Genomic DNA, 22,949 nt, shown 5'->3' on the forward strand with positions numbered 1-22,949 from the left:
CATGAGGTGTTGAAATGTTAACTATTTATAATACATCAGACCTTGTCAGCATCATGCTGGGAATTATGGCTTTTTTTATGGCCTGGCAAGGTGGTATTGCCAACAATAATTACAAAATAAAAATAACCAGCTTAGCCATATTAGCAACCAGTCTGCTTGATTTAGCCCGTTTAATGACGTATACCGAAATATTCGCACTACAGATAAACTCACCTGATTATAGTTGGATCGCTTACTGGATCGCGGCCCGACTCATCCTCGCCTGCACTTTCCTGTATGCTATTTGTTTGCCATCCTGCTTCTTTAGCGGTAACTGTAAAATATTCATTTACACCAGTTTGCTGCTAATTGGCGGAATTGCAGTTAACGCTGTTTTTGGGGGTAATAATTGGCCTTTCATCAATATTGACCGTTATGATCATCCTTTTGTGTATTGGTCCATAAGTATCGCCATAGCCTTCGAACTTATCACCTTATATATTCTGCGCCGCAACTCAGCTAACTATGTATCACGCCAATATCTTCAGCTTGCCCTTCTTTTTGATATTATCACTAATCTATGTTTTATTATCAGTATTCATTCAATAATCGAACTTTCTGTTCCCGCTCACATATTTAAAATCATCGCCTACTATTACGTATTGAGAACTATATTTGATCTTGTAATTCGAAGTCCTTATGAGCATTTGATAAAATTAAAAGAGCAATTGGAAAACTTAGCATCGAATAACGCAAAACTATATAACGAGTCCGAAAAGCAGCGCAACCTCGTAGAAGATATTCTGGCTAAAATCGGTACGATTATTTCCTCCCAGCTCAATTTGAAAGATACCCTGGATGCCATTGCCGATATGGTAGCCGATATGATGCATGCCCGTCAAAGTCTTATCACTATTCTCAGCAACGACCAGTCAACCCTCCAGGTAGTAGCCACTTACGGAATTAACACTCCGCCCAAATGTCTGTCCATATCGCAAAGCCTTTGCAATCAAGTCATTGATGAAGGCAAAGCCCAATTTATCAGTGATTTGTCAAGTCATCCGGAAATTTTTCGTCCACAATTGATTTTTTCCAGCATTAATTCCAGCATTTGCGCACCATTACTCAATGATGGGCAAATTATCGGGTTTATTGAAGCGTATTCCAGCGATACCAATGCTTTTAGCCAGCGGGACGCTCTTTTATTAACTGCCTTAGGTCACCATGCCGGTGCCGCTATTGTCAGTGCCATGCTGTATGAAGAAACCAAATTGAGACTGGAAGAGGAAACATTTCTGTCAAAAATTGCTCAGGCGGCAGCCGCTACGATTGACACCCAAACCATTATGGAACAATGTACCGAACATTCGGTAGAAGCTCTAAACGCCGATATTGGTGTTGGCTTTCTTGCTGTAAATACCTCCGGCTATTACACCACTGTCTCAACTGTTAATTTTGATTATGAACTATCTTCCTTTACGCTCTCCGTCTATCCGCAATTGGCGAATATTGTGAACAGTTTAAAACCGGCAACAGCCCCAGCTGAAATTTTTCCGCCTATGGCCGAATTGTATGACCAAAATGCAACCAGGCATATTATGGTTCTTCCCCTGGCTGTTGATCACAATTTATTAGGTATCATACTGTTGGGATGGCAGCGGTTCATTACCCCGGAACGTTTAAAACGCATCTCATTTGCCGCCCTCATGGCTCAGCAGATTGCATTGGGTTTGGAAAAAGCGCATTTGTACAATCAAATCAAATCAATGGCCTTATCCGACGGACTGACCGGATTGGCAAACCGCCGCAACTTTGATATGTTTCTTAAAACCGAACTTCGCCGGGCTGCTTCCCTGAAACGCCCCTTAAGCCTGATTATGCTTGACCTTGACAAATTCAAAATGTATAACGATACGTACGGGCATTTAACCGGCGATAAATTATTGGCTCAAATCGGCCAAATACTGCATCATACCGTTCGCAGCATTGATCTTCCCGCCCGGTACGGCGGTGAGGAATTCAGTATCATCCTGCCGGAATGCAGCAGTGCTGAAGCCACAGCAATCGCCGAGAAACTGCGAAAAACAATCGAGGCCAGCCAATTCCCCGACAATTTTGGCACTTTCAGTGCCCGAATCACCGCCAGCTTAGGCGTGTCTACTTATGAACCCAATCTGATTCAAACAGCGCCTGACTCAGAAAAAATCATAGCCATTGCCGATAAAGCCCTTTATCAGGCAAAACAAACCGGTCGCAACCGGGTGTTAACCACATCGGTAATTGAATAATCTATAACATTTTAAAAAATTATATATTATTCCGCCGCTTCATATTCAATAATTATCGCCTTATGCAGCAGGAAAACCATTCGCTGAAGGGAAAGTTATTTAAATACGTTTCGTCAAGGAGGAGCTCCCAGTGGGCAAATACCGTTTACTTGTATTTCTTACTGTTGCCGCTATCTTCATCCTATCCACATTACTGGCCGGATGCGGCAGAAAACCGATGGACAAGCACTTACGTTATTCTGTGGGGGCGGAGCCGCAGACAGTGGACCCCCGAAAATCTACCGGATCCCCGGAAGCAACAATTGAGGCGCAAATTTTTGAAGGATTAACGGCCTTGGATCGTTATGATCATCCAATTCCTGCTGCAGCACAGCGATGGGATATATCACCTGACGAAATGAAATATACCTTTTTCTTACGGGAAAGTGCAAAATGGTCTAACGGCGACCCGGTAACAGCCAAGGATTTTGTCTTTGCCTGGCGATCTGCCCTTGATCCGAATCTGGCCAGTGGATATGCCTATCAATTATATTATCTAAAAAATGGTGAGGCCTATAATAAAGGTCTGGCAACAGCAGAACAAATCGGCGTTAAGGCGATTGACGACCACACGTTGGAAGTAACCTTAGAAAAACCCACTGCTTACTTTTTATCCCTGCTGGCCTTTCATACCTATTATCCGGTACATCGGTCAACAGCCCAAAGCAATGAAAAATGGGCCGCCAAGGTTCAGACCATTATTGGCAACGGCCCTTTTAAAATGACAAAATGGGTCCACAACAGCAAAATCGAATTTGAACGCAACGAATATTACTGGGATGCCGCAAAAGTCAAGTCGAACAAGCTGACCTTTATTTTGACTGAAAACAGCGCCACCGAATTAGCCTTATTTGAAAATGGTCTGATTGATATGGGAAACAATCCCCCTATTTCAGAAATTTCCCGGCTTATAAAAGAAGACCATCTGCAAATACACCCGTATCTGGGCACCTATTTTTATTGCTTTAATGTAACAAAACCTCCTTTTGACGATCCGAAAATACGCAAAGCCTTTTCTCTGGTCATCGACCGGGAAGCAATTATCAAAAATGTAGTGCGGGGACAACAGAAAGCTGCCTTAGGCTGGGTCCCTTTCGGCCTGCCCGACGCAAAAGCCGATGATGATTTCCGCTTAGTTGGCGGAGACCTGCTGAAAGACAAAGATGTTGAAACAGCAAAAACGCTGCTATCATCTGCCGGCTATCCTGATGGACAGAATCTTCCTCCCATCACACTGCTGTACAATACCAGTGAGTCTCATAAAGCCGTTGCCGAAGCGATTCAGGAAATGTGGAGAAAAAATCTGGGAGTAAATGTGTCCCTGGTAAATCAGGAATGGAAAGTATTCCTCTCTTCCCGCCACAGAGGCGATTATCAGGTTTCCCGGCATGGATGGCTCGGTGACTATGCCGACCCGATGACCTTTCTGGATATGTTCACATCGGATAGCGGCAACAATGACGCCCAATATAAAAATTCCGACTATGACAAACTAATTACTCTGGCCAAAAAAACATCCAATCCGACTCTTCGCCTGCAAGCCCTGCACACTGCGGAAAAAATGCTGCTGGATGACGCAGTGATTGCGCCCATCTATTTTTATACCCAGTTAACCATGGTAACTCCCCATGTCAAGGGCTATACTCATTCCGTTCTCGGAGTTACCTATTTCAAAGAGGCCTATCTGGAATAATATCTGTGGTTACTATTCCAAAGGAGTGTGATTCTACTTTGCTGCCATTCATCATCCGGCGTATTGTTTCGCTGTGCGTTGTGCTATTTGTAATTATTACCATGACCTTTTGGCTAATGCACACTATTCCCGGCGGCCCTTTTACCACCGAAAAAAGCCTGCCAGATTCTGTTTTGAAAAATATCGAGGAACGCTATCATCTGAATGATCCCTTATGGAAACAATATGGCGATTATCTCACCAACGTCCTGACCGGTGACCTGGGACCCTCTTTTAAATACGAAGCTCGCAGCGTGAATGATATTATAGCCGAAAGTTTTCCTGTATCAGCTGAACTGGGAATTGCGGCTGTCCTCATCTCCCTCGCTGTCGGCATACCCGCCGGAATCATCTCCGCCTTGCATCGGAATCGTTGGCCGGATTACCTGGCCATGTTTTTTTCCACCATTGGCATTTCCGTTCCCAGTTTTATTTTAGCAACCGTTCTCATCTATCTATTTGCCATAAAATTAGATTGGCTGCCGGCGGCTCTCTGGGAAGGACCGGAATACGGAATTCTTCCCGCCTTGGCCCTAGCAGGGCTTCCCACTGCCTTCATCGCCCGGTTAATGCGCTCCAGTATGCTGGATGTAATGGCCCAAGACTATATTCGTACCGCCCGGGCAAAAGGATTGTCCTCTTTTACAATCGTATACCGCCATGCTTTAAAAAACGCCGTCATTCCGGTTGTCACCTATCTGGGGCCGCTGACCGCCGGAATACTCACCGGCAGTTTTGTTGTCGAAACCATTTTTTCCATTCCCGGATTAGGACGTCACTTTGTAACAAGCATCTATAACCGCGACTACACTGTAATTTTGGGAATCACAGTCTTTTATAGCGCACTGTTGGTGTTACTGAATTTTCTGGTAGATATTTCCTATGCGTTCTTAGACCCCAGAATGAGCTTAAATAGCAGCAAGGAGGACTAATAATGGAAATATCGCCTGATTTATTCCGGCGAAATAAATACAATGAAACCACCGATGTCCTGTCTTCCCAGCCTGGAATTTCCTACTGGCAGGATGCCTGGAGGCGGTTAAAAACAAATACCATGGCAATGATTGGGGGAGGATTAATAATAATAATTGCTCTATTAGCTCTGGGCGGACCGCTGCTCTCCCCCTATTCCTATTCAGAGCAACAGTTGGAAGCTGCCAACCAACCGCCTTCTGCGGCTCATTGGTTTGGCACGGATAACTTGGGGAGAGATTTGCTGACAAGGCTCTTATACGGAGCCAGAATTTCTCTGTCAATCGGCCTCGTCGCCAGTTTGTTTAACCTGCTCATCGGCGTAGTCTATGGCGGTATTGCCGGATACTCCGGGAGCTGGATCGACAGTGTACTGATGCGAATCATTGATATACTTTATGGGATTCCTTTGCTCCTCTACGTTATACTCCTGATGGTTGTTTTAGGCCCTGGATTAAAAAGCATTTTTATCGCCCTAGGCCTTGTCTATTGGCTGCAAATGGCGCGTATCGTCCGTGGTCAGGTTTTAGCATTGAAAAATCTTGAATACGTCTTGGCAGCCAAAGTCACCGGCGCCACTTCCCGGCGAATTATTCTTCGTCACCTGATCCCCAATATCATGGGACCAATCATCGTAACAATGACCCTTGCCATCCCGGAGGCCATCTTTACCGAAGCCTTTTTAAGTTTTATTGGCCTTGGTGTTGCTGCCCCGATGGCCAGTTGGGGCGTGATGGCCTCCGAAGGTGTAACCAGTCTTCGTTCCTACCCCTTTCAGTTATTTTTCCCAGGACTTGCTATTTGTCTGACCATATTGTCTTTTAACTTTTTAGGCGACGGACTGCGGGATGCTCTGGATCCACGTATGCGCAAATAAGGAGGCCTATAAAATTGACTCCCCTATTATCCGTAGAACACCTTACTGTAGTCTTCCATACCTATGCCGGAACTGTCCACGCCGTTTCCGATATAAACTTCGCACTGCAAGCGGGCGAAATTCTAGGTATCGTCGGTGAATCAGGCTGCGGCAAAAGTGTAACCGCCAATGCTATCATGGGGCTGATTCCTTCGCCGCCGGGACAAATCACTAACGGTGCGGTAAAACTTGAGGATGAAAATCTTTTTACCCTTAGTGAAAATAAGCTGCAAAAGCTGCGCGGCAACGAAATCAGCATGATATTTCAAGATCCCATGACCGCGCTAAATCCGGTACTTTCCATCGGATTACAATTGATAGAAGGCTTGATGCTGCATTACCCTGTCAAGATTGACCAGGCCCGGAGTCGTGCCGTGGATATCTTGCGTTCTGTCGGCATTTCCGACCCGGAAACCCGGATGAACCAGTTCCCCCATCAATTAAGCGGTGGAATGCGTCAGCGGGTAGTCATCGCCATGGCTCTCATGTGCAATCCCCGCATTCTGATCGCCGATGAACCAACTACCGCCCTTGATGTCACAATCCAAGCTCAAATCGCCGATTTGTTAAAATCCTTAAATACCCGATTCTCCACCGCCATTCTTCTGATTACGCATGATTTAGGTATTGTTGCCGGTCTCTGTCAGCGGGTATTGGTGATGTATGCCGGACAAATTGTCGAATCCGCGTCGGTTGGCGAACTATACCGAGCTCCCTATCATCCCTACACTTGGGGATTGCTGCAATCCGTTCCCAGTCTGGACAGCAGCCGCCAATCCTTATACTCCATTGCCGGACAACCGCCTAATCTACTATCTCAGCCTGCCGGCTGCCGATTCGCCCCACGTTGTCCTTTTACTATGGACATATGCAAGGAAACGCCGCCACTGTTGACGGCAGAACCTGACCATTTTTGCCGCTGCTGGCTGACGCACGAACAATCTCCCTATGACCCGATTACTTTATGGGCGAAAGAAGGTGCCTGAATGCCTGAACCTCCTTTAATCGAAACCCGAAACCTTAGCAAACATTTTGTTGTCAAACGCAGCTTTTTCGGCAAATCACTGGCAACAGTAAAGGCCGTCGACAACGTTAGCTTTCACATCCAGTCAGGTGAAACTTTAGGATTAGTGGGAGAAACCGGCTGTGGGAAATCAACCTTAGGCCGCATATTAGCCGGATTATACAAACCTTCCGCCGGTCAGGCCCTCTTTAAAGGACAAAATCTGCACCAACAGCTAAACAGCAGGGGAAAGATGATTGTACGCCGTAAAATTCAAATGATCTTTCAGGATCCATTTTCCTCCCTGAATCCGCGAATGACGGTAGGAGAGATTATTGGCGAACCATTGACCATTCACCAATCATTATCTGGCGATAATCGCCGGCAAAAGATCGGCCAATTGCTGCAGCAGGTGGGATTAAGCCCGGAACAGGCCGGAAGATTTCCCCATGAATTCAGCGGTGGTCAGCGTCAGCGTATTGGTATTGCCCGGGCGTTAGCCGTTAACCCGGAATTTATCATCTGCGATGAACCCATTTCAGCCTTGGATGTTTCCATACAAGCTCAAATTGTAAATCTATTACAGCAATTACAAACTGACTTAGGCTTGACGTATTTATTTATTGCTCACGATCTGGCAATGATCAAGCATATCAGCAGCCGTGTGGCAGTCATGTATCTCGGCTCCATTGTGGAGTTGTCGCCATGCCAGGATTTATACCAGCATCCTCGGCATCCTTACACCCAAGCCTTGCTTTCTTCCATTCCCCTGCCTGATCCACTTCTGGAGTCTAAACGGCAGCGGATTTTGCTTCACGGTGATCTGCCAAGCCCGCTTTACCCTCCCAGCGGCTGTAAGTTCCGCACCCGCTGCCAATATGCCATGCCGCGATGTGCAGAAACAGTGCCCGCCTTCCGGACCGTTTTCCCCGGTCATTATGCGGCTTGTCATCAGCTGTAAGCCCTGTTTTGCCAACTGCACAGCAAAAGGGTACCATGCTCTTACGAGCTTTTAGTCTAAATCAAGTTCCATTATTATCCATAGTATTGTGTATACACGTCGTAAGTAATTGACAAAACTTGCATAAATCACTATAATTAAAATTGTTGTATAACCGATGTTTCGCAAAATTTAAAAGTGATGATTGAATACTGTTTTCTCAGACACATGAGGTATATTTAGGAAAGCGTTGCAATTTAGATTGCATTGCTTTCTCTGCATGTAATAGTGTTCGTTAGTAAGTAGCTACAGTTCGCTTGCTTTCGTATACTTTACTGGTCGCAACAAATATATATACTTATGTAGATGAGCGTTAGTGCCAAGATTGTGTGCATATGACGACAAGGATACATATGTTTACGAGGGATTTTCGTACCGTCTTGTTGCTTGGCATAAAACGGTTTTCATTTAAATTTCTAAGTGAAATTCGTAACATCACAGTCTTCTCCCATTCTAAATTACGGCGAAATGTCGGATATAAATATAATTCTATGAGGAGGTAATTATTAAATGGCAAAAAATCCACTGAAAATCATGGAAACAGTGTTGCGTGACGGTCATCAGTCTTTGGCCGCTACTCGTATGCGTATCACTGATATGCTCCCTCAATTAGAAGTTCTTGACAACATGGGTTACTGGGCATTGGAAGCTTGGGGTGGCGCTACATTTGACAGCTGCCTGCGTTTCTTAAATGAAGATCCTTGGGAACGTTTGGACACATTACGCAAGCACATCACCAAAACTCCTATTTCCATGCTGTTGAGAGGCCAAAATATTCTCGGCTATAGTCATTATGCTGATGATGTAGTTGAGGCTTTTGTTGCCAAGATGGTGGAACATGGTATCGGCGTTATCCGTATTTTTGATGCGTTGAATGATGTTCGCAACCTGGAAGTTGGTATTAAAGCAGGTAAAAAAGCTGGTGCTCATGTACAGGGTGTTTGCGTGTACACCATCAGCCCTTATCATACGACGGAAACATATTTACAACTGGCCCATGACTTAGTTGACCGTGGTGTTGATTCCATCTGTATCAAGGACATGGCCGGTCTGATTTCTCCTTACGCCGCTTATGACTTAGTCAAAGCGATGAAATCCGATCCGAAAATTAAAGTACCGATTCATTTACATTGCCATTATACCAGCGGCATGGCTTCCATGGCTTATCTCAAAGCGGCTGAAGCCGGCGTGGATATCGTTGACTGCGCTCTTTCGCCATTTGCAATGGGTACTTCCCAACCTTGTACCGAATCCATGATCGCTACTATGGAAGGTACCGACCGTGATACCGGTCTGAAAAAAGAGACATTGTACCCGGTTGCGGATCATTTTGCCGCTGTTAAGAAATCTCTGGCAGAAGATTTCAAGCTCAATACTTCCTTCAACCCCAGCACCAAAGTTCTTACTTTCCAGATTCCTGGCGGTATGCTGTCCAACCTGCGGAATCAATTGAAGGAACAAGGGATGGAAGATAAATATGACGAACTGCTGGATGAAATGCCACGGGTACGGAAAGACCTTGGCTATCCTCCCCTTGTAACTCCTACCAGTCAAATCGTTGGTTCCATGGCTACTTTCAATGTTATGATGGGCGAACGTTACAAGATCGTTCCCCGGGAAGTAAAAGACTTGGCTCGCGGCAAATACGGTCGTACACCGATGCCTGTTGCCGAAGACGTTCGCGAAAAAATTATTGGCGATGAACCCATCATCACTTATCGTCCGGCTGATGATATTCCGCCGCAAATGGATAAACTGAAGGCTGAACTGGCTGAAAAAGGATATCCCAATGCTCCTATTGAAGATGTGCTGTCCTATGCTTTGTTCCCTGAAGTTGCGCTTAACTTCTTTGCTAAAAACCGTTAAGAATAAAATAAAAAAGCTTGGCCCATCAGGGCCAGGCTTTTTTATTTTATTCTATTTGGCTAAAACACGAATTCCCGATGAACTCACGCAATATAGAATTATTCGGAATTTCCTTATCATCAATCGAAGAAAAATGAGCCAAAAAATTTAACAGTCGTTTGGCTTCCACATACTGAGAATATTCAGCCGTAACCTGCTGCAGCAATGGCTCAGCATATTTTTTTAAAACACCTAATTCATAAATTAACGCCGAATTAAACATAATATCGGCCTCTTCCTGAAAAGGAAAGATATTCCGTTCTTCTCCCCGTCGAACCGCCGGCCAAAGCTGCAATGTCCGTAGCGCATCGTGGTTCCTGAATTGGCTGTCCCGGACAATACGCCGAATCAAACGGGTATCTGTCGTCGGAATCCGGTTATGGTTGTCAATGGATAACTGGGTAAGCGCACTGATATATATTTTTATTTTTTGATCCCGGGGAACCGCCCGGGTCAGTCGTTCATTTAAACCATGAATGCCTTCAATAATAAGAGGCTGATCATGATCGATATGAATTTTTTGGCCGCGATATTCCCGTTGTCCAGTCATGAAATTATAAGAGGGCGCTTTTACTTCCTCTCCTTTTAACAGTTGAATCAGATGTTCATTAAATAAATTTAAATCGATAGCCTCGATGGCTTCAAAATCGTAGTCACCCTTTTCGTCACGGGGAGTACAGGCGCGATCAACGAAATAATCATCAAGGGATATGGGGACAGGACGAACGCCATTCACCCGTAATTGAATACCTAAGCGCTGAGCAAAGGTAGTTTTCCCGGATGAAGATGGGCCCGCCACTAAAATGACTCGTACTTTATCCCGGTGCTCGGCAACAAAATCGGCAATTTGGGCGATTTTCTTTTCATGCAAGGCCTCGGCTACCCGAATAATATCATCCACTTTTTGAAAACAAACATAGTCATTTAAGGTGGCAACATAGCCGCAACGCAGTATTTCTCCCCATTTTTCAGCCTCAAGAAAAATTTCCGCCAGTTTGGGCTGATCAACAAAATCAGGTAATTCTTCCGGACGTCCTGGCTCAGGGAACCGTAAGATGAATCCGGGTTTGTAAAACTGGAGCGCAAATACTGCCGCATACCCTGTACTAGGCGCCATATTCCCATATAAATAATCGTAAACTCCGCCACAATAATAAATACTGACAGTTTTCCTTTTATACTGTTGCAGCAATTTTGCCTTTTCCTGCTGTCCGGCTGCGGAGAATAGCGCAATCGCCTCTTGGGTCGGCAATATCTTTTTTGTAATCAGGCGATCTTGCGCAATAATCTGCCGCATCTCGGTTTCCAATGCCGCAATATCCTGCTCAGTAAGTTCTCTTGGCAGATGCAGTTCACAATAAAGCCCCTTGCTTAGAGAGTGCTCAACCGTTAACTCTCCTTGGGGGAATAACTCCTGTACCGCAGTGATCATGATAAAAATAAGGGTGCGCTGATAGATCTTTACTCCGGCCTCGCTTCGTAAATCAAGAAACTCAACTGTACAATCATCCTCAATAACAGTCGGCAAATCTTTTATTTCATTATTAACTTTCGCGGCTACTATCGGTGAGGAATAGAGATTGCTCCTTGCCTGACTCAGTTGAAGCAAGGTTATCCCCCGCTCATACAAGCTACAATCTCCATTGGTGAAATTAATGCTAATCCGGTCATTCATTAAACCGCCTCCTGTACATCAATATACCCTTTAAAACAAAACCCTGCTATATTTTTTATACAGCAGGATTTTATCATGTTGAAATCACTGTATTAATTTATTTTATCACATTTCAGGTTAAAAAGTGATAAAAATTAACAAACTCTGCCATTTATAAAAATAGCATTGCAATGATTTTATAAACAGTACCACTCACTAATGCAGTGCTGGGTATAGTAAATATCCAAGCTATTAACATTTGCTGAGCCACACCCCAGCGTACGGCACGAACCCGCTTTGCCGTTCCAACCCCCATAATCGAACCGGATACAACATGAGTAGTACTCACCGGCATACGAAGTAAAGTGGCCCCAAATATAACAAGTGATGAGTTTAAATCGGCAGCAAATCCGCTAATTGGTTCGAGCTTAAAAATTTTACTGCCCATAGTGCGAATAATACGCCAGCCACCGGCGGCTGTTCCCATACCCATTGAGATTGCTGCCGCCATTTTGACCCAAATCGGCACTTCCAGGCTGGTAAGATATCCGCTGCTAACTAAAGTCAGGGTAATGATCCCCATCGCTTTTTGTGCATCATTCGAGCCATGGGAAAAAGCCATCATAGCAGCAGAAAGAATTTGCAGCCGCTTAAACTTTGAATTGATCTTGGAAGGCGCCATTCTACCAAAAATCAAAAACAACAGCGTCATAATAACAAAACCGGTCCCCATGGCTATGATCGGTGAAACAATCAGCGAAGCTACTATCCCTAAGATGCCTTCGATTTTTAGGGCTTCCACTCCTCTGGAAACAAGAACAGCGCCTACTACCCCACCTACCAACGCGTGAGAAGAACTGCTGGGAATGCCCAGCCACCAAGTCAATACATTCCAACAAATAGCACCAATCATAGCGGCGATAATAATCGGCTCATTCACCATTTGCGCGGATTTAACCAAATCGCTACCAATTGTTTTTGCTACACCGGTGCTATACATTGCCCCGGCAAAATTCAGTCCGGCAGCAAGCACCACAGCAACCTTCGGCGTAAGTGCTCTTGTAGATACCGATGTGGCAATTGCATTCGCCGTATCATGAAATCCATTGATATAATCAAACCCCAGCGATAATAATACAACGAAAATAATTAATAAATCAGGCATATTTCATAACCATTCCCCGCAGTAGATCCGCTATACTTTCGCAATGATCAAGAGCATTCTCCAGATATTCCAGGATTTCCTTCCACTTAATAATTTCCAATGTATCAGAACAGGAAGTAAATAAATGTGCCACTTCCTGGCGATAAATACTATCGCCTTTGCTTTCCAAATCGACAATTTTACGTGTATAATCTAATATCTTTTGCTGATTTCCTTTAATATTTTTCAGCAATTCAAAAACTTTAACCAGTTCCTCAGCACAATTTAGTATCAAGCAGCTCAATTCTACAGCTCCTTTGCTGGGCTCACCCGCGCGATATAACATCATTCGCTCAATGATTCCTTGAATGTTATCGACACCATCATCCAGCATGTTGGCTAATGCATAAATATCTTCTCTATCCAAAGGCGTGATAAACGTTTGATTTAGTTTATCAATAATTGCATCATTGATATCATCCGCTTCATGTTCTAAGTTTGAAATTTGAGGAATTTTTTCGCCAATTTGCGTATAATCATTCATTACTTCTTTCAGCATATAGGATCCTTGGTGCAGCAATCGTGTACTTTCCTCAAAGAGAGTAAAAAATTCATTTTCTTTTGATTTAAAACTAAACATGCATTTACCTCCAAAAGTTGCCTAAGAGTAGTATCTCCCCCAAAACAAACTCTACCACTGGATGATATTGCAAAATACGAAAAAGCCGGAACATAAAGTTCCGGCCCTTGCTGAACACTTTATAGCAGAATCATTATTTATCAACAGCATCCATCGCGTCCGCCACTTTACCGGCCAAACCGGTAATCTTAACTGACGGCACAGCACACACGGCAATACGAATTCCCTTTGACAGAGGAACCGCAAACACATTCACATCATGCAGCTTATCACAAACCGCCGCAGGATTTTTCGCGGGAATGGTAAGGAAAAAGCCAGCTATATAGGGAAGCATGTTCAGTTTAACTTGCTTCGCTTCCCGCATAAAGATATCCGCTCTGTCACGAGTCAAGCCGTATAAATAATTACGTTCTTTCTCCAACTGAGTTAGCAGCGTTTTATCTTGATATATTGTAGCCAATAACCGCATAGCACCCCGATTAATATTCGACCAAGTAGCTCTGCTGGTATATTGGTTAATATTTACAAACTCAGTAATAACGTCTTTATCAGCCGAAATACCAATCATCGCGCCGGTACGCTGTCCATACATGGTGAAACCTTTGGACATACTAAACGCCAGGACTGTAAGAATATTCTTAGGTAAGCCGCCGAACTTTTCCATAAAGGACCGACTGGCATTTTTCTCGCCGGCATAGTCCAAATAAGCAATATCAACAACCAGGATAATACGTTTTTTACCATTTTGGCCCTGTTTCTTGCAAACATCTAATACCTGATCCCATTCCTCATTCGTAAGGCTATAACCAGTTGGATTATGAGCCGGTGTATTGATAATAACCACCAGACTATCCTGTTTTGCCAGCAGACTGCTGACCTTTGCCTCAAAAGCAGTGACATTAAACTTTTGAGCTGCATCAAATAACTGGTATGTATCCAGCTTGCGCAACGCATCATTGCACAATACCCGGTAAGGACCCCAAAACCAATCAGACGTTAATACAGTATCACCAATCTCCGTATAGTTAGCAACGACATGATGAATCACACCGGAACCACCGGAAGTGGCAATTGCACCGGTGTATGCGTCCGGTTTGTGATCGGCAAAAGAAAGTTCCGCAACTGCCGTCAAATAATCCGGCAGCCCGGATATGGGAGCATAATTGATAATCTCAGCAATCGGTAAATTTCGTAATACCGTTTCGACTGTAGGAAGACATGCCAAGACTTCCTGCTCATCAAGCAAGGCACCAATCGTGGCGTTAATTACCTTATCATTCCCATATTTTGCAGCAGCTTTTACCGCGGCAGCATTTGCGCCAAAAATATTATCGGTCGCAACCTTTCCTCTCGCATGCGATGCGGCAACACTATATGTCACGCGAATTCCCCCTAAAGTTAATATAGTATAAAGTTCTTCTTGAAAAATAATATACTTTTATTTTATTTTACACAAGACCTGCATTTTCCTGCTTCAATTACAATGTATATAATCCATATGCCAAAATTTATTCCGATAAAAGCCAATATTTTTTATTATGTAAATAAAGCAGGCCCTAAGGCCTGCTTATGTGATTCGATTACTTAAATTGTTGCTCCTGAGCCTGAATCATCTTGCGAACCATGTTTCCACCAACTCGTCCATTGTCTGCCGAAGTCAGTGCACCTTTATAGGTGTTCTTGTAATCTTTTAAACCGATTTCTGCAGCAGTTTCTTCCTTCAACTGATCGAGAGCCTTTTGCGCCGCCGGATTTACAGGTTTCTTGCTCCTTGACATTACGCAAAACCTCCATTTAAAATATTTTGGTACCACTACTAGCATCCCTCAATTAACGATCGCCATACAATGAAATTTGTGGAGAAAATAAATTTTCAATCTTCCTCTGTCGGGAAGAAATGTTCATGTATCGAATTGACAGCCTCGCGAACCTGACTAGACTGAATCAGGCAAGAAATACTAATCTCGGAAGTGCTGATTACTTCAATATTAATTCCGGCATCCGACAAAGCCCCAAACATCGTAGCGGCAATACCCGGGTTGCCAAGCATCCCGGCACCGACTACGGAAACTTTGGCCACATTCTCGTCAATCTCGAGCCTGATAACCGATAATTCCCGCCCAATCTGTTCCACCAAATTCTTTGCCTCATTTAAATCCGGCTGCGCCACAGTAAACACGATATCAATAATATCCCGGTTATCACTGCGGATACTTTGAACAATCATATCCACATCAATATTCGCATTGGCCAAGGCGGAAAATAGCTTAAAAGCAACGCCCGGCCGATTGGGTACACCCAAAATTGCAATCTTTGCAACATTTGTATCATGCGTAACGCCCCGGATAATAAATTCCTTTTCTTCCATTGTATAAACCTCCCTAATAAAAGTTCCAGTTTTTTGGGTAAAAGTTGAACGGACATGAATCGGAACACCATATTGTTTTCCCATTTCTACTGACCTGGGCTGCATAACAACAGCTCCAAGCCTGGCCATTTCCAACATCTCATTATAAGTAATTTCCTTCATGCGTCTGGCATTGGGAACAACCCTGGGATCAGCGGAATAGACACCATCTACATCGGTAAATATTTCACAGGCATCAGCTTGTAAAGCACCCGCTAACGCCACTGCTGAAGTATCGGAACCGCCCCGTCCCAGAGTCACGATATCGCCGACAGAATTAATCCCCTGAAATCCCGCTACAACCACAATTTTTCCGACAGCTAATTCCTGCAATACCCGCTCCGGCTTAATTTCCCGTATCTTCCCCTTTACATGAGCGGAATTCGTCATCATCCCAGCTTGTGGACCAGTAAGGGAAACGGCAGGGCAGCCAAGATCGTTGAAAGCCATCGCTAACAGAGCGATCGATACTTGTTCTCCTGTAGCCAATAGCCGGTCAAATTCCCGGGAGTAACGGTGTATTTGACTGCTTACCTGTCCGGCAAGAGTAATTAAATTGTCAGTAGTATCCCCCATTGCCGATACCACTACTACAATTTTGTCATCCGGTCCTTTTTCTTTAACCACTTTTTTGGCTACTCCGATAATTCTCTCCGGTGTTGCCACAGAACTTCCTCCAAATTTTTTTACAATAAGTGCCATATTCATCCCCCTTAACAGCGTCCCTCATTCAATTTTAATACATTAAAACAAATTCTCTCCATAAAAACAAAATCCTCTTCTCTATGGACATTTATGCACTATTTTTTTCTTTATCAGAAGTATTGTCCCGAATTATTTTGCTAAAACCCCTGGACAATCAGGCAGTTTCGTGCTAAATTTAAAAAAGTAAACCTTTAAAATTAGTCCGGAGAGACTAATAAGGTACACAATAATGATCTTCATTTTATTGTGCTCTCACCTCTTACTCCGGTAAGAGGTTTTATTGTGTGCCAAAACAACTAACAAGGAGGCAATATTATGAATACCCGTGAAATTCAAGTTGATGAAAAGTTACCGATTTTACAAACTTTTCCTCTCAGTTTACAACACTTATTTGCTATGTTTGGTGCTACCGTACTAGTTCCTATCCTCTTCAAGGTAAATCCAGCTACTATTCTTTTATTTAACGGTATCGGCACCCTGTTGTACCTGTTTATTTGCAAAGGCAAAATTCCTGCTTATTTAGGTTCCAGTTTTGCCTTTATCTCTCCTGTATTGGTTGTTTCAGCCCAATATGGCTACAACACTGCCTTAGGCGGATTTATTCTTACCGGCGTTATATTCACAGTTGTCGCTCTCAGTGTTGGCGTTGTTGGTACTAAATGGATCGACATTGTCTTTCCGCCTGCCGCCATGGGTGCTATCGTCGCTGTTATCGGTTTGGAACTGGCCCCTGTTGCGGCTGAGATGGCCGGACTGACAGCTAAAACCTTAGACCCAAAGGTCGTAGTCGTATCTATCTTCACGCTACTTATCACTGTCTTTGGTTCGATTCTCTTTCGTGGATTTATGGCCATCATTCCAATCCTGGTTGGCGTACTCAGCGGCTATACCCTGGCATTTTTTATCGGTTTAGTTGATCTAAGCAGTATCGCCCAAGCCCCCTGGCTGGCTATACCAACCATTTACACACTGGAATTTAATTTCAGTGCCATGGCGATCATCGCTCCGGCTGCACTGGTAGTCATTGCAGAGCATATTGGTCACCTGGTTGTTACCGGTAACATTGTCGGCCGTGACCTGATGAAAGATCCGGGACTGCACCGTTCTCTGCTAGGCAACGGCTTGTCCACGATCGTTTCCGGATTCTTCGGTTCGACTCCCAACACTACGTATGGCGAAAACATCGGCGTCATGGCGATTACTAAGGTTTACAGCGTTTGGGTAATTGGTGGCGCCGCCGTCATGGCCATTGTCCTTTCCTTTGTCGGAAAATTAGCGGCAGCGATTCAAAGCATCCCTGTTCCGGTTATGGGGGGCGTTTCCCTGCTGCTGTTTGGTGTTATCGCTGCCTCAGGCGTACGTATGCTAGTCGAATCTAAAGTTGATTATAGTAAATCCCGCAATTTAATTTTGACTTCAGTTGTCTTAATTATCGGCGTAAGCGGTGCCAGTATCACCTTCGGCACGGTAACCATGAAGGGCATGGCTCTGGCAACCGTTGTCTCGATTCTGCTCAGCTTGTGTTTTAAACTACTGGATATGTTCGGCTTAACTAATGATGCCGATTAGGCTATCAAATTAAGGCAATAAAAAAGCTTCCGTCAATTTGCGGAAGCTTTTTTATTGCCTTAACCCATTCTATGAACGAAAATTAATAAATTGTAAATCAACAGCAAAATCAGCCTGCTTTAATTTGGCAATCACTGTTTGCAAATCATTCTTATTCTTCCCTGAAACCCGAACCTGATCCTCCATAATTTGTGCCTGCACTTTTATTTTGCTTGCTTTAATTGCGGCTACAATTTCTTTACCTTTTTCCTTGCTAATCCCCTTCTTTATAGTCACAATCTGTCTGACGGTTCCCTGAAATGCCGGCTCTATTTTCCCATAATCCAAACTTTTAAGAGAAATACCGCGTTTAATCACCTTATTTTGCAAAATATCAATGACGCTCTTTAACTTATAATCGTCATCACCAATTACTTTGATTTCTACACCATTCAAAGTAACCTCTGCCTTACTGCCGCGGAAATCAAAACGCTGGTTAATCTCTTTTGCCGTCTGATTTACCGCGTTATCCACTTCTTGTAAATTGACTTCGGATACAATATCGAAGGAACATTCTTTCGCCACTGTCCACCCCTCCCATATGCTATTTTCTTAAAGTTACTCTCAGTGTCATTCTTGCCAAGGTATAACAAAAGGCTAGTACACCGCCTATAGTAAAAAAGAAAGCAACCGGCTTCACCATAATAATCTCGGAACTGGCAATCAAACTGAACAACAACGCGGTCATATACGCTAAAAACAATTCACCATATCGCGGACTGCTAATCCGTGGTGCAATCACAAGCCAAACCAAAAAACCAACGATTATTATATTACTGTACTGCAATATTTCCACTACGACTATCACCTCACAACAGTTAACAGAGTATAATTCGGCCAATTTTGATTATTTCCTGCATTTTACACTAAAAAAGCCTTTTTTTCTGCTTAGTTCTCGTTTTACAAAAGCGCTTCCGATAATAAAATAATATGCATAAAATCCGATTTGCCAAAATGTTTACGGGCAGTAGCATTATGTTGCTGTTCTTCATATGATGTAACAGGTAGATACTTAAAATTGTATCACTCTCCCAATTATAAATAAAGGAGGACGATGACATTTATGACTGGCAAATATCCGCATTGGTATCACGAGGGTGGCTATGACTACATGGATGACATGTGCTGCGATGAACCGCCTATGCCCGGAAAAGTCCATGCGCTGGCCGATGCTCACTTTAAGGATCGCCTGTTATGCCTGTTAGGCGATGAAGTATTATTTTCCGTAGATGCCCGAATTTGCCGCCGCGAATCCTTTTGCGGCACCTTGTGTTACGTAGGCTGTGATTTCATTATTGTTAATGTTTGCATCCGTCACAGGCCCGTATCGATGCATGTTCCGATTTGTATGATTCGCTTTATAGCTCCCTTTAAAGGAAGTCGCGGCAGTCTATAACGGATATCACCCTCTTTGGGTTGATGCATAAGATATAGTGAAGCTCAAAGGAGGGGAGATTGATGATGCGAAAACTACGTATTCGCAAACCTATTTCCATTGATTTAGATCACATGCGTATGCTGCACCAGGAAGCTATGGAACAGTTGGATCTCATGCGAACGGCAGTTGAAGCTGCGGAACAAGCTACCGACAGAATGCGTGACAATCTGGATGATATTGCTGTTAATCACTGGCATGGATATTTAGATATCTTGCATATGATTTGTATGCACGATGATGCCATAGCAGCTATTATGAATAAACATGGTATAAACTTGCGGGATGCAGACAGTGAAACCGATGAACGGCAATTTGGTTTACGACGCACCCTGTTGTTATTACTAATTATGGCATTACTCCGCCGCCACCGCCGTATGGAATATATTTTTAGCTTGCGCGGCGGACCAATGACAGAATATCTCCAGGAATCATGTGCCGTGGAACGTGAACATATTGCGGAATTGGTAGCAATGATACACAACATGGTATGATGTAGTCATTTCTGAAGGGACGATCGAAAATCGTCCCTATTTACATATCTTTTACAGGATTTTTATCGTTAAATCGAGAATTCTATCAAATGAGACTTAATTCAGGTGAAGTTTGAACTTCATCTGAATTTTAGTCGAATTTATCCAGGGACTTAGCCGCTCTTAACTCCCACTCACAGAAGTGGGAGTCTTAAAGCGGCTTGGTCATCGGATAAATAAAAATCAACCTTGTTTTTAACTACTAAAGGAGCACAATATGCCAGATTTTAAAGTACCTGAAGCAATACCAGCCGCCATATCGGTAAAAGACTTTCTACGGCATCATGCCGGTATCTCTTTGACGGTTTGGCGAAAAATTAAACACACCGGCTCCATCGCGGTCAACAACCATCCCGTTGTAAATTATGCTCTGGTCAAGCCGGGAGATATTATTACCGTCACTTGGAAACAGGACTGCGCAATACCGGCTACTCCCTTACCGCTTCAAATATCCTATGAAGATGATTCTATGCTCATTATTGATAAACCGGCGGGAATTTTGGTTCATCCAACAAAAATTACCGATACGGATACATTAGCCAATGCAGTCATGTTTTATTACCAACAATGCGGATTTTCTTATGGCTTTCATCCGGTTCACCGCTTGGATCGAAACACTTCCGGTTTAGTGTTAATCGCCAAATCTCCCCATATTCAATACTTACTTTCACGCGACAATGTGAAAGCTTTACAGCGTGTTTACCAAGCTGTTGTCAGTGGCTCACCCGAGCCGTCCGCGGGAATGATTAATTTGCCAATTGGTCGAGCCCCCAATAGCATTATCCAACGTATGGTTCGATCTGACGGACAAAAAGCCATAACCAGCTATCACGTTATAAAGTCGTTTACTGCGGCCAGTTTAATTGAACTGGAACTTTTTACAGGCCGCACCCATCAAATCCGGGCTCATCTATCCTATATCGGCCATCCGCTGCTAGGCGATGATCTCTACGGCGGCTCCAACCAGCTAATCTGCAGACAAGCCCTTCATGCCGCCCAACTCAGCTTTACTCATCCACTAACCCATGAAGCCATCCGGATTCGAAGTCCTTTGCCGAATGATATGAGCAGACTGCTCTATCAGCTATCCACTGGAACTATCTAACTGATAATTTCTCAGTTTAATTCTAAGTAGACAGATATGTATAACATAATTTGAAATGGTATAGCACATTCGCTTACGAATATATGATATAATATTAAATGGTATATCACATTAAGGAGGAATGTTCATGTCACTCGTTACTTCTAAAGAGATGTTTAAAAAAGCCTATCAAAATCAATATGCCGTTGGAGCATTCAACGTAAACAACATGGAAATAATTCAAGGAATCGTTGATGCAGCCAAAGAAGAGCAAGCTCCACTTATTCTTCAGGTTTCAGCTGGAGCACGTAAATATGCCAAGCATGTTTACCTGATTAAACTTGTAGAAGCGGCGCTAGAAGATTCAGGATTACCCATTTGCTTGCATCTGGATCATGGAGAAGACTTTGAAATCTGCAAATCCTGTGTCGATGGCGGTTTCACATCCGTTATGTTTGACGGATCGAAACATCCGTTTGAAGAAAATATTGCCATCACTAAAAAAGTGGTAGAATATGCACATGCCCATGGTGTAGTAGCGGAAGCGGAATTAGGACGTCTAGCCGGCGTAGAAGACGCACTAAAGGTTAATACCAAGGATGCTACCTATACGGATCCCGATCAGGCAGTCGAATTTGTCGAACGAACCGGCGTAGACTCTTTGGCTATAGCCATAGGAACCAGTCATGGTGCCTATAAATTTAAAGGCGAACCGAGTCTGGATTTTGCCCGTTTAGAAAAAATCACCAACATGCTTCCTAATTACCCATTAGTCCTGCATGGCGCTTCCACTGTTCTGCCTGAATTTGTTGAGAAATGCAATAAATATGGCGGCCAAATTAATGGCGCGCAGGGTGTACCGGAAGAAATGCTGTTGCGCGCCGGCAAACTAGGTGTTTGCAAAATCAATATTGATACAGACCTTCGTTTGGCAATGACCGCATCTATACGTGAACACTTTATCACAAATCCCTCTGATTTTGATCCACGTCAGTACTTGAAACCAGCTCGCAACGCAATTAAAAATATGGTTAAACATAAAATCCGTAATGTCCTCAACTGCAGCAACCGTTTATAAAACTTATAATTCTAAAAAATACCTGTCCAAGTAATGGGCAGGTATTTTTGCCGTCACGCGGACTGCCTCTTCCCACTTTAAAATCGCCACGGCTGACGCCTCGCGCTGACAGATACGACGGCTCATAGCTCATAACAAAAAAGCACTCACAATGTGAGTGCTCTCTTAACCAGCAACTATCTATCCTCCCAGGCCGTTTCCAACCAAGTACTTTCGACGTATATGGGGTTAAGCAGTGAACCGAAATCTATGATTTCGTGTGAATCGCTTACACAGAGTGAAACTACTGTGTTCGGTGTGGAACAGGTGGAACCCCATATACGTCGATCGCCGATAGCACCCCATCTGCGTCGTACCCGCAAGGGGTAAGCCGTAGTTCTAAGGCGCTAAAGTGCCAAGGACTACGCATTCATTCCTGCGGTCGCTCCTTCCGCGTACCTCCAGTACTGCTCCAGTCGTGTCCTCGTCATTCCTAGCATCTGGAGCACTCTCGTCAATCTCCGGATTATCACTAAAAAAAGCACTCACAATGTGAGTGCTCTCTTAACTGGCAACTATCTATCCTCCCAGGCCGTTTCCAACCAAGTACTTTCGACGTATATGGGCTTAACTACTGTGTTCGGTATGGGAACAGGTGGAGCCCCATAGCTGTCGTCACCAGATTAAGTGAAGTGAACTTCTCTTTCGAGTATGTTCCTTCAAAACTTCACAGAAGAAAGTGTTCGCATGGATCGGACGGTTAGCTGTTGGCTGTTGGCTTTCTTTAGCCCCTAGCCAAAAGCTCATCGCCCGTTCTTAAGTCAAGCCCTCGGCCTATTAGTACCAGT

Annotated in this window: 21 protein-coding genes and 1 rRNA gene; 13 read left to right on the plus strand and 9 right to left on the minus strand. The window is 43.9% G+C overall.

From position 1 onward, the window contains the following. Window positions 1–14: 14 nt before the first annotated feature. From ABFC84_10965 to ABFC84_10995, 7 genes are all read left to right on the plus strand, one after another. Entirely contained in the window at window positions 15–2,267 is a 2,253-nt protein-coding gene (locus tag ABFC84_10965) for a diguanylate cyclase (protein ID MEN6413259.1), read from the plus strand. A gap of 130 nt (window positions 2,268–2,397) precedes the next feature. After that, complete coding sequence (locus ABFC84_10970; GenBank protein MEN6413260.1) at window positions 2,398–3,999, plus strand: peptide ABC transporter substrate-binding protein; 1,602 nt, start codon at window positions 2,398–2,400, stop codon at window positions 3,997–3,999. Between the two features lie 38 nt (window positions 4,000–4,037). Further along, on the plus strand, window positions 4,038–4,970 hold the full coding sequence (locus ABFC84_10975) for an ABC transporter permease (protein ID MEN6413261.1): 933 nt from the start codon (window positions 4,038–4,040) through the stop codon (window positions 4,968–4,970). Between the two features lie 2 nt (window positions 4,971–4,972). Further along, a complete protein-coding gene (locus ABFC84_10980) occupies window positions 4,973–5,887 on the plus strand; it encodes an ABC transporter permease (protein ID MEN6413262.1) in 915 nt (304 codons plus the stop codon). 14 nt (window positions 5,888–5,901) lie between these two features. Then, a complete protein-coding gene (locus ABFC84_10985; protein MEN6413263.1) occupies window positions 5,902–6,912 on the plus strand; it encodes an ABC transporter ATP-binding protein in 1,011 nt (336 codons plus the stop codon). Beyond that, window positions 6,913–7,890 (plus strand): dipeptide ABC transporter ATP-binding protein, encoded by a 978-nt coding sequence (locus tag ABFC84_10990; GenBank protein ID MEN6413264.1) that lies wholly within the window; start codon window positions 6,913–6,915, stop codon window positions 7,888–7,890. 549 nt (window positions 7,891–8,439) lie between these two features. Next, entirely contained in the window at window positions 8,440–9,795 is a 1,356-nt protein-coding gene (locus tag ABFC84_10995; GenBank protein MEN6413265.1) for a pyruvate carboxylase subunit B, read from the plus strand. A gap of 46 nt (window positions 9,796–9,841) precedes the next feature. Here the strand turns inward: ABFC84_10995 and ABFC84_11000 are convergent, their stop codons facing one another. The 6 genes from ABFC84_11000 to ABFC84_11025 form a co-directional block, all read right to left on the minus strand. Beyond that, window positions 9,842–11,509 (minus strand): nucleoside kinase, encoded by a 1,668-nt coding sequence (locus ABFC84_11000; protein ID MEN6413266.1) that lies wholly within the window; start codon window positions 11,507–11,509, stop codon window positions 9,842–9,844. A 151-nt stretch (window positions 11,510–11,660) separates the two neighbouring features. Further along, a complete protein-coding gene (locus ABFC84_11005) occupies window positions 11,661–12,653 on the minus strand; it encodes an inorganic phosphate transporter (GenBank protein MEN6413267.1) in 993 nt (330 codons plus the stop codon). Further along, window positions 12,646–13,272, minus strand: a complete 627-nt coding sequence (locus ABFC84_11010; GenBank protein MEN6413268.1) for a DUF47 family protein — start codon at window positions 13,270–13,272, stop codon at window positions 12,646–12,648. Before ABFC84_11010 ends, ABFC84_11005 begins: the two co-directional genes overlap by 8 nt. A gap of 133 nt (window positions 13,273–13,405) precedes the next feature. Beyond that, window positions 13,406–14,653 carry an aminotransferase class I/II-fold pyridoxal phosphate-dependent enzyme gene (locus ABFC84_11015; protein ID MEN6413269.1) on the minus strand — a complete coding sequence of 416 codons (1,248 nt, stop codon included), beginning with the start codon at window positions 14,651–14,653 and terminating at the stop codon, window positions 13,406–13,408. A gap of 199 nt (window positions 14,654–14,852) precedes the next feature. Beyond that, on the minus strand, window positions 14,853–15,050 hold the full coding sequence (locus tag ABFC84_11020; GenBank protein ID MEN6413270.1) for an alpha/beta-type small acid-soluble spore protein: 198 nt from the start codon (window positions 15,048–15,050) through the stop codon (window positions 14,853–14,855). A gap of 95 nt (window positions 15,051–15,145) precedes the next feature. Further along, on the minus strand, window positions 15,146–16,381 hold the full coding sequence (locus tag ABFC84_11025; GenBank protein ID MEN6413271.1) for an aspartate kinase: 1,236 nt from the start codon (window positions 16,379–16,381) through the stop codon (window positions 15,146–15,148). Window positions 16,382–16,699: 318 nt separating this feature from the next. Here ABFC84_11025 and uraA point away from each other — a divergent pair, with 318 nt between their 5' ends. Next, entirely contained in the window at window positions 16,700–17,953 is a 1,254-nt protein-coding gene (gene uraA / locus ABFC84_11030; GenBank protein ID MEN6413272.1) for a uracil permease, read from the plus strand. A 69-nt stretch (window positions 17,954–18,022) separates the two neighbouring features. On the opposite strand, the gene ABFC84_11035 is transcribed toward uraA, so the two are convergent. Together ABFC84_11035 and ABFC84_11040 are read right to left on the minus strand one after the other, a co-directional pair. Continuing rightward, window positions 18,023–18,517, minus strand: a complete 495-nt coding sequence (locus tag ABFC84_11035; protein ID MEN6413273.1) for a YajQ family cyclic di-GMP-binding protein — start codon at window positions 18,515–18,517, stop codon at window positions 18,023–18,025. Window positions 18,518–18,536: 19 nt separating this feature from the next. After that, a complete protein-coding gene (locus tag ABFC84_11040) occupies window positions 18,537–18,800 on the minus strand; it encodes a hypothetical protein (protein ID MEN6413274.1) in 264 nt (87 codons plus the stop codon). A gap of 255 nt (window positions 18,801–19,055) precedes the next feature. On the opposite strand from ABFC84_11040, the gene ABFC84_11045 reads away from it, so the two are divergent. From ABFC84_11045 to ABFC84_11065, 5 genes are all read left to right on the plus strand, one after another. Continuing rightward, a complete protein-coding gene (locus ABFC84_11045; protein ID MEN6413275.1) occupies window positions 19,056–19,388 on the plus strand; it encodes a hypothetical protein in 333 nt (110 codons plus the stop codon). Between the two features lie 65 nt (window positions 19,389–19,453). Then, complete coding sequence (locus ABFC84_11050; GenBank protein ID MEN6413276.1) at window positions 19,454–19,921, plus strand: hypothetical protein; 468 nt, start codon at window positions 19,454–19,456, stop codon at window positions 19,919–19,921. 256 nt (window positions 19,922–20,177) lie between these two features. Then, entirely contained in the window at window positions 20,178–21,065 is an 888-nt protein-coding gene (locus tag ABFC84_11055) for an RluA family pseudouridine synthase (GenBank protein MEN6413277.1), read from the plus strand. 127 nt (window positions 21,066–21,192) lie between these two features. After that, window positions 21,193–22,122: a class II fructose-1,6-bisphosphate aldolase gene (fba, locus tag ABFC84_11060; GenBank protein ID MEN6413278.1), complete on the plus strand. Its 930-nt coding sequence runs from the start codon at window positions 21,193–21,195 to the stop codon at window positions 22,120–22,122. Window positions 22,123–22,275: 153 nt separating this feature from the next. Next, window positions 22,276–22,491, plus strand: a complete 216-nt coding sequence (locus ABFC84_11065) for a hypothetical protein (protein ID MEN6413279.1) — start codon at window positions 22,276–22,278, stop codon at window positions 22,489–22,491. A 176-nt stretch (window positions 22,492–22,667) separates the two neighbouring features. Here ABFC84_11065 and rrf read toward each other — a convergent pair. Then, window positions 22,668–22,784 (minus strand): 5S ribosomal RNA (gene rrf / locus ABFC84_11070). Window positions 22,785–22,949 lie beyond the last annotated feature (165 nt).

It is taken from the genome of Veillonellales bacterium (assembly GCA_039680175.1).
GTDB lineage: Bacteria > Bacillota > Negativicutes > JAAYSF01 > JAAYSF01 > JBDKTO01.